This is a genomic window from Deltaproteobacteria bacterium (assembly GCA_021159305.1).
In the GTDB taxonomy this organism is placed as follows: Bacteria; Campylobacterota_A; Desulfurellia; order JAGGSF01; family JAGGSF01; genus JAGGSF01.
In genome coordinates this window covers 1-8,077 of sequence record JAGGSB010000038.1, presented here as the reverse complement: position 1 = coordinate 8,077, position 8,077 = coordinate 1, and the positions used below count along the sequence as shown (strand labels likewise).

The 8,077-nt window shown below is 40.7% G+C and carries 6 protein-coding genes; 1 reads left to right on the top strand and 5 read right to left on the bottom strand.

Features of this window, described 5'->3' with window-relative positions:
- Positions 1 to 75: 75 nt before the first annotated feature.
- The 5 genes from J7J10_02735 to J7J10_02715 are packed head-to-tail and all read right to left on the bottom strand — an operon-like array spanning position 76 to position 5,357.
- Complete coding sequence (locus tag J7J10_02735; protein MCD6129849.1) at positions 76 to 1,029, bottom strand: branched-chain amino acid ABC transporter permease; 954 nt, start codon at positions 1,027 to 1,029, stop codon at positions 76 to 78.
- Positions 1,030 to 1,033: 4 nt separating this feature from the next.
- Complete coding sequence (locus tag J7J10_02730; GenBank protein MCD6129848.1) at positions 1,034 to 1,909, bottom strand: branched-chain amino acid ABC transporter permease; 876 nt, start codon at positions 1,907 to 1,909, stop codon at positions 1,034 to 1,036.
- A gap of 60 nt (positions 1,910 to 1,969) precedes the next feature.
- Positions 1,970 to 3,187, bottom strand: a complete 1,218-nt coding sequence (locus J7J10_02725) for an ABC transporter substrate-binding protein (protein ID MCD6129847.1) — start codon at positions 3,185 to 3,187, stop codon at positions 1,970 to 1,972.
- Positions 3,188 to 3,191: 4 nt separating this feature from the next.
- On the bottom strand, positions 3,192 to 4,175 hold the full coding sequence (locus tag J7J10_02720; GenBank protein MCD6129846.1) for an ABC transporter permease: 984 nt from the start codon (positions 4,173 to 4,175) through the stop codon (positions 3,192 to 3,194).
- A 12-nt stretch (positions 4,176 to 4,187) separates the two neighbouring features.
- On the bottom strand, positions 4,188 to 5,357 hold the full coding sequence (locus J7J10_02715) for a pyridoxal phosphate-dependent aminotransferase (protein ID MCD6129845.1): 1,170 nt from the start codon (positions 5,355 to 5,357) through the stop codon (positions 4,188 to 4,190).
- Between the two features lie 274 nt (positions 5,358 to 5,631).
- On the opposite strand from J7J10_02715, the gene J7J10_02710 reads away from it, so the two are divergent.
- Positions 5,632 to 7,632, top strand: a complete 2,001-nt coding sequence (locus tag J7J10_02710) for a cation:proton antiporter (protein MCD6129844.1) — start codon at positions 5,632 to 5,634, stop codon at positions 7,630 to 7,632.
- The last annotated feature ends 445 nt before the right edge of the window (positions 7,633 to 8,077 follow it).

The following is an 8,077-nucleotide window of genomic DNA, read 5'->3' as shown; positions in this document are numbered from 1 at the left end:
CAATAGAAAAACTTACATCATTAACGGCAGTTAAGCCGCCAAACTTCTTGACTAAGTTTTTAACCTTGAAATAACTCATGTCATCTCAGATCCCATATGTGCCCCTTTGCGGCGGAATAGTTTTTTTATCTTATTTGCTTCGCCCATAATTCCATTAGGCATGTACATTATTACCAGACATACGATAACACCAAAAACCAAAAGGTGTGCTGAGCCTAAAGAAGAACGGAACAACTCACTTAGGACAACAAAGATAATTGCTCCAACCACAGGTCCCCACAATGTGGCTACCCCACCCAATATCACTACTAATATTATCATTATTGATACATCTGGTAAGGAAAAGACTACAGATGGTTCAATATAGTTCATATAGTTCATATAGAAAGCTCCAGCTAATCCCGAGAAAAAGGCGCTTGGAATAAGAGAATACATTTTATATTTAGTGGTAGGTATTCCTAAGGATTCTGCGGTGTCCTGGTCTTCCCTGATGGAAACGAAATAGTATCCCGCTCTTGAATTCATCAAACGATAAACAGCATACATACTGAAGCTTAGCATGACTAACCCGATATAGTAGTAAGGCAATTTGGAACTGAATGTAGTTAAGGTAAGTATTCCCATTGCACCATTGGTAAAAGGCACCCATTCGGTGAAAATGAGTCTGCATATCTCACCCACTGCTAACATTGCCAGGGCAAAATATGGTCCGCGAAGGCGGAAGCAGATTAAACCGATAGGGATACTAATAATAACGGCAGCAACAGGTCCTACTATCATTCCCCACCAGGGAGATATGTGGAGATGGAATGCAAGTAATCCCGCTCCATAGGCGCCTAAGCCAAAGAAGGCGGCATGTCCGAAAGAAACCTGCCCTGTATATCCTCCCAGTAGGTTCCATGCTACTCCTAACGTTCCCCAGATTAATATCAAAATAAATATATGTTGATAATAACTTGATTGCACTATGAATGGAAGAATTATTGCTATTATAATAATGATAGACAAAAACCAAAACTTTTTTAGCATCTATTCACCTTTTAGTTAGACTCTTAAAGCCACCCGGCAAGAATAAAAGCACTATAATGAAAATAACAAAACCTACAACATCCTTTAGCCCCATGGAAATATAGGTAGCACCAAAAGATTCTGCAATACCTAAAGTTAAACCTCCAAACAATGCCCCCATCGTGCTTCCCATTCCTCCTAAAATAGTAATTATAAAGGATTTTGCTACAAAGGCATGTCCAATATCGGGAAATAAATAATATATAGGGATAAGCAGTGTTCCGCCACCGGCGGCTAAAGCAGAACCTAAGCCGAAGGTGATAATAGTAATTTTATTTGCATTGACTCCCATAAGGATTGCTGCTTCTTTGTCCTGAGCCGTAGCTCGGATTGATCTTCCTATATCGCTTTTAGTAAGAAAAATGTGCAATGCATAGGTAAAGACCATAGCAATAACGAAACCGATCGCCATAGGAATGCTAACCGAAACATCGCCAACAAAAAAACTGGAACCAGTATAACTGGTATGCACGGATTTATAGTCAGAGCCGAAAATTAACCTCATGGTTTCTGTCAAAACCAACATGATACCTACAGTTAAAAGGACCTGGTTTTCTGGCAGGATGGATTCTTTCCCTATTAATGTATTGATACTGTATTTTTGTATTAGACAACCGATAAAAAATAAGGCAGGCATGGAAATAAATAGAGCGGCATAGGGGTCAATTCCCCAGTAGTGAAAGCAAACATAGGTGACATACATGCCTACCATTACCAGTGCACCATGAGCAAGGTTTATGATCTTCATTACACCCATGATCAATGTCATACCAATAGCAATAAGAGCATACATGCCTCCCAATAACAGTCCACAAATCAATGTCTGCCAGAATAAGGACATTAAGATTGTTCCCTGAGATTATTATTTAGGAGGAAGAGCAAAACTCTTCCTCCTTGGTATTTATCTTTTGTTCCATTTTGGGACAGGATAAACATAGTTTGCTGATTTAGCCGCCTCGGGCCAAATAACTTCAAGTCTGCCATTCTGCCACTGCACCACATAAGTGGTGGGTTTGTTCTGGTTGGTGTAATTGTGTCCAAATTCATCGCTCCAATTTTCAAACTTTATAGGACCCATAATAGTGTTTACTTCTGCTTTGAGGAGGGCCTTTCTAATTTCCTTTGGTGTAATTTTCTTTGCACTGTTGAGAGCATCTGCAATTATCTGCATGGTGGCATAAGCTTGCGCTCCATGATAATCTGGTTTTTTACCATATTTTTTCACATAGTTGTCATAATATTCTTTGGCTCCCGGCCAGGCAACATTGGGGACCCATAGTGTAGTTGAAGCTATGTATTGTGCAGCATCACCAGCATTTTTTAGAAACTCAGGCATAGTCCATCCTGCAGCACCACCGACGAAGAATGGACAACTCCAGTTCAGTTCCTTCATTTGAGTGGCAATTAAAGCCGCATCCATAACATAGGAAATACAATATGCCGTATCAGGATTGCTTTTCTTTGCCTTGGCGAGCATGGGCTTAAAGTCTACGGCGCCGGCTTCATATGCTTCATCAAAAACAATTTTAATGCCCTTTTTCTTGCATACCTGCCTGAAACCCTTGGCTGAACTTGTGCCGAAATCTGTATTTTCATACATCAATGCCGCAGTTTTAGGATGAACAACTTTGTTGTAAAAATCAAATAACGCTCCTGTGTATTTGCTGGCTGGAGCAGCCGTGCCTCTAAATACCCATTTCCATCCTTGAGTAGTAATCTTATCTGCAGCACCAGTGGTATCTACAAAAGGCATTTTCATAGATTGCGCAGCGCCGGCAATAGGGTAGCTGCAAGCACTACTGTAACCACCTGAGAGCATAACGACCTTGTTTTTATGAACCAATTTTTCTGCAGCAGATTTGGCTATACCTGGTTTGCCTTGGCCGTCTTCAAATAGAAGCTCAATCTTTCTACCGCCTATGACAGTTTTTTTACCTAAATCTTTGTATGCCATTAAGAATGAATTTTTCTCCATTTCACCAAACATGGCCTTAGGTCCTGTCAAAGGAAGCACGATTCCTACCTTTATTGGTTTTTCTTTGGCCTGAGCTGTATAGCTGAGACCAAAGAAGAGAACAGATAGGAATAAAACAAAAAACACTTTACCTATTGTTTTCATTTTTTCACCTCTCTATTACATTTTCTTTTAATCTTGGATCCACCAATATATATAAAACATCGGCTAATAGATTGCCGATGAGAGTAAGCGACGCACCAATAACCAGTACTCCCATTATTGTGGGGTAATCTCGGGACATTGCTGATTGATAAAAGAGTTGACCCATGCCCGGTATGGAGAAGATTGTTTCAAAAATCACGCTGCCGCCGATAATGGTTGGCAAGGCAAGTCCTAAAATGGTTATCAGTGGCAAGAGTGCGTTTTTCAGTGCGTGTTTGAAAATTATTTCGTTTTGAGAAAGACCTTTAGCATAAGCCAATTTTATATAAGGTTCTTTTAATACCTGAATCACGCCTTTTCTCGTGTAACGGGAAAAGGCAGCTAATCCGGCAAATGCAGAGATACTTACGGGCAGTACAAGGTGCTTTATCATATCCCAGATATATGGGAATATCCCTAAATTCTCTGCACCTATGGAGTGAACGCCGGATATGGGCAAAAGGCGAAGGTGAACACCAAACAGAATCATAAGGAGTAAGGCTAACCAAAAGGCAGGTATGGAATAACCGGCAAAGACAAATACAGTAAAGAACTTATCAAATAAACTATTTTCTTTTACAGCAGAAATGACCCCTAACGGGACAGAAATGATTATAATAATAAAAAGGCTGGCAGTATTTATAATTATGGTTATAGGAAGGCGTTTTCCAATTTTCTCTATTACCTTTTTCCCATCAACTAAAGATCTGCCGAAATCCAGCCTTATCAGATGATTTAGCCAGATAGTATATTGTTTCCATAATGGTTTATCCAGATGATATATCTTTTTCATCTTTTCTAATGACTCCATAGAGATATTGGGATTGAATGTCCCTTCGCTCCTTACAGGATTGCCCGGTGCAAGGTGTATTACTAAAAAGCATATTATGGTTATACCCCACAATGTAGGTATAATTTCCATTAATCTCTTTATTAAAAATCTGTTCATACATAATTATAATTATATGCCAAAATATTTATCCATTCTATCAAAAGCTTCAGTTATTACCTCTTTTGAACTGCAGAAACATAGGCGCAGATGTCCTTCGCCGGTGGGACCAAAAGGTGCACCGGGGGTGGTGGCTACCTTTGCTCCTTTAAGAAGATTCATACAAAACGATACCGAATCTTTTCCCTCTTTGGTTAAAATCTTGGGGAACATATTGTAAGAACCTTCTGGCTTATGATAGGAAAATATGGAACTCAGCCTATCCAGACGGCTGCACATCAAGTTTCTCCATTCTAAGTAATGGTTATAGAATTCTTTTACACAGTCTTGTGGCCCAGTTATCGCTTCTATTGAGGCATACTGAGAAACAACGGGCGCGCATATAGTCATGGGAGTATGAGCTTTAATCACCTCTTTTATTAAATCTGGGGTAGAAACATCATATCCAATTCTCCATCCTGTCATGGCATAGGTTTTTGTAAGTGTGAAGTTTTCCACAACTCTCCCTTTCATTTCCGGAATGGAACCGATACAAAAGTGTTTTTCTCCATTAAACAAAAAGTATTCGTAGGCTTCATCCGTTATAATCCACAGATTGTTTTCTATTGCGATTTCCGCCACTTTTCTTAAGTCTTCTTCAGGAAATACTGCACCAGTAGGATTGCAGGGGTTGCAATAAAGAATTGCCTTTGTTTTTTTGGTAATTGCTTTTTCAAGTGCATCTATATCCAGCCTCCATCCTTCCTCCTCAATAGTGGGAAAATAAACGGGTGTTGCAGAAGCCATTCTGACCGACAACTCGTGTGTAGTGTAATTTGGCGAAGGCATAAGAACTTCATCTCCAGGATCAACTAAAACCAATAGGGCGGCAAATATTCCTTCCATTGCACCGGTGGTTACAAGCACACCATCAGCTTCAACTTCTATATTGTTATCTCTTCTTACCTTCTCTGCAATTACTTCCCTTAATTTCGAGAGACCTGGCGGAGGAGAGTATTTACTCGTCAAATCTTTCTTTATTGCCTCAATGGCTGCATTGTTTATGTGATCGGGCGTAGGCGCGTCTGGTCGTGCCCAGGACAGAGCTACAGCATCAGGCATACTGGCTGCTAATGCTGACATTCCGTGAATAGCAGAGGGCTTGGTTAGTCTTGCCTTTTTGGCCACTTCCAATCTTTCCATTTTAAGCCTCCTTAAAATATTTACCTTATACTTTTACAACTTTTAATATAAAAATTCAATACTCTTTTGCTTATTTGTGGTTACTAAATAAAATTGTCATAAAAACCTCTTATTCTTTTGAAGGTTTTTATGATATTCTATGCAAAATGGGGAGGGAACAATATAAAAAGAGGTTTGTCTAATAATTGTTATGTATCTTAAAAGAGAAAGAAGTAATAAACATTGTATGTCTTATTGCTTTAGGCTTCTTGGAAATTAGAAGCTAAATTACATCATGGAAATACCGCTACTAAATGATATCATCATCATATTCGGGTTGTCCGTTGCTGTCCTCTTTATATGCCACCAACTTCGCGTGCCGACGATTGTCGGATTTCTTCTTACCGGGATACTGGCCGGGCCTTATGGGCTTGGACTGATAAAGGGTACTCATGAGGTTGAAACCTTGGCTGAAATCGGTGTGGTGTTACTCCTTTTCACCATTGGAATTGAGTTCTCACTTCAAAGACTACTGCAAATCAGGAAATCTGTCCTGCTGGGCGGCTCGATTCAGGTATTGCTGACGGTTCTGGTTACTTTTGTCATAGCCAACCAACTAGGGCAACCAATCGGCAAATCGATTTTCCTGGGTTTTCTTATATCACTTTCCAGCACGGCCATTGTTCTCAAGCTGCTACAGGGAAGAGCTGAAGTTGATAGCCCTCATGGACGCACAACTCTTGGCATTCTGATCTTCCAGGATGTCATTATTGTGCCGATGATATTGATCTCGCCTCTGCTGGCCGGAACAACCGACAATCCTGTCGAGTCCGTCATCGTTCTTGCTGTTAAAGGAATCGGCATTATAGGGCTGGTGATCGTCAGTGCTAAATGGATTGTACCACAAGTATTGTATCAAATCGCCCGGACGCGAAGCCAGGAGCTTTTCTTGTTAAGCATAGTTGTAATATGCCTCGCAGTTGCGTGGATAACTTCCAGTGCGGGGCTTTCTCTTGCCCTGGGTGCATTTTTGGCAGGATTGATCGTTTCCGAATCTGAATACAGTCATCAAGCACTTGGAAATATCTTACCATTTCGGGATGTCTTTACAACCTTCTTTTTTGTTTCCATCGGCATGCTGCTGGATATAGGTTTTCTTTTTAGGCACCCGGCAACCATTATGCTGATCGCTCTAAGCGTTTTGGTTTTAAAATCCATCATTGCCGGTTTTGCAGCAGTTTTATTAGGACTCCCTTTACGCACTTCAATCCTGGTTGGTCTTGCGCTCGGCCAGGTTGGTGAATTTTCTTTCATTCTATCCAGAACAGGCATTGAACATGGTTTACTTACTGGAAATATTTATCAGATGTTTCTGACTTTCTCTGTGCTTACCATGGCGGCGACACCATTTATTATAACCGTGGCGCCTCGGGTAGCGAATATTATACTGCGGTTTCCGTTTCCAAAAAGGTTAAGATCGGGATTGTACCCTGTTTCAAGGATAGAGGCTGTGTGCAAAAAAGACCACCTTGTTATTATCGGCTTCGGAGTGAGTGGTAGGAATGTAGCACTTGCCGCCAGGGTAGCGGGCATTCCTTATACAGTCATTGAAATGAACCCGGAAACAGTGAGGAGTGAACAGGCACAGGGTGAACCAATTTGCTATGGCGATTCAACGCAGGAGACAGTGCTTCAGCATGCAAACATCAAAGATGCGAGAATTGTTGTAGTTGCTATTAACGATCCCATAGCAACCCGTAGAATTACCGAAATTGCTCGGAGACTTAATCCAAAGGTTCATTTGATCGTCCGAACCCGTTATCTCCAGGAGATGAAGCCTCTGTATGAATTAGGAGCCAGCGAAGTCATTCCAGAAGAATTTGAGACATCAGTGGAGATCTTTACCCGGGTTTTGGCGAAATATCTTATACCAAGAGATGAAATCGAAAAGCTGGTCGCTGAGGTTCGAGCAGATGGTTACGAGATGTTTCGAAGTCTCTCCAAAGCGTCATCATCTTTTGCCGATTTAAAACTTCAGCTTCCCGATGTTGAAGTCAGTGTGTTGAGGGTTGCTGAAAGGTCACCTTTAGTTGGAAAAAGTCTCGCTGAAATTGAGATGAGAAAGAAATATGGAGTTACGGTATTGGCAATACGTCGAAACTCACAAATATTATCCAATCCAAATGTAAACACACCATTTTGTGTTAACGATGTGCTTTTTGTCCTTGGATTACCAGATAAGGTCGCCGAGGTAGCCGGTTTATCCCATAATCCAGAAGAAGATGATGCAAGTTGAAAAAAATCGGAGTCAGATACTAAATAACCCCGCCGCAAGCAGCGGGGGTATCATTAGATGTCATTCCGGAATTCTGCTTTAGCAAAATATCTGGAATCTTAATTTAGATCCCTGCCCCGTGTCATTCCGCCCCCGCATCGTAGTGCGGGGTGACATTACTTGATGCGGAATCTGGAATCTGGATTCCCCCTCCTGTCATTCCGTGCTTGACACGGAATCTAAAAAATATTAGCCACAGATAAACATGGGGGGTTGATAGTTGATGGTTAATAGTTGATAGAAAAGCCATAAACTAATTATTCTGAAGCAAAAAAATATCAGCCTCTGGACACAACAAAAAAAGAGTCAGACCCTAACTGATTGACTTATCCTTACTTTTTGAAAAGACCAAAAAGTAACAAAAAGTCTTCTCGCCAATGAAAATTTATTAAAAATGCTTATATTA

Coding starts and splice junctions, on each gene's coding strand:
- J7J10_02710 (MCD6129844.1), top strand. CDS start 5,632: ATGGAAATACCGCTACTAAATGATATCATCATCATATTCGGGTTGTCC.
- J7J10_02725 (MCD6129847.1), bottom strand. CDS start 3,187: ATGAAAACAATAGGTAAAGTGTTTTTTGTTTTATTCCTATCTGTTCTC.
- J7J10_02730 (MCD6129848.1), bottom strand. CDS start 1,909: ATGTCCTTATTCTGGCAGACATTGATTTGTGGACTGTTATTGGGAGGC.
- J7J10_02735 (MCD6129849.1), bottom strand. CDS start 1,029: ATGCTAAAAAAGTTTTGGTTTTTGTCTATCATTATTATAATAGCAATA.
- J7J10_02720 (MCD6129846.1), bottom strand. CDS start 4,175: ATGAACAGATTTTTAATAAAGAGATTAATGGAAATTATACCTACATTG.
- J7J10_02715 (MCD6129845.1), bottom strand. CDS start 5,357: ATGGAAAGATTGGAAGTGGCCAAAAAGGCAAGACTAACCAAGCCCTCT.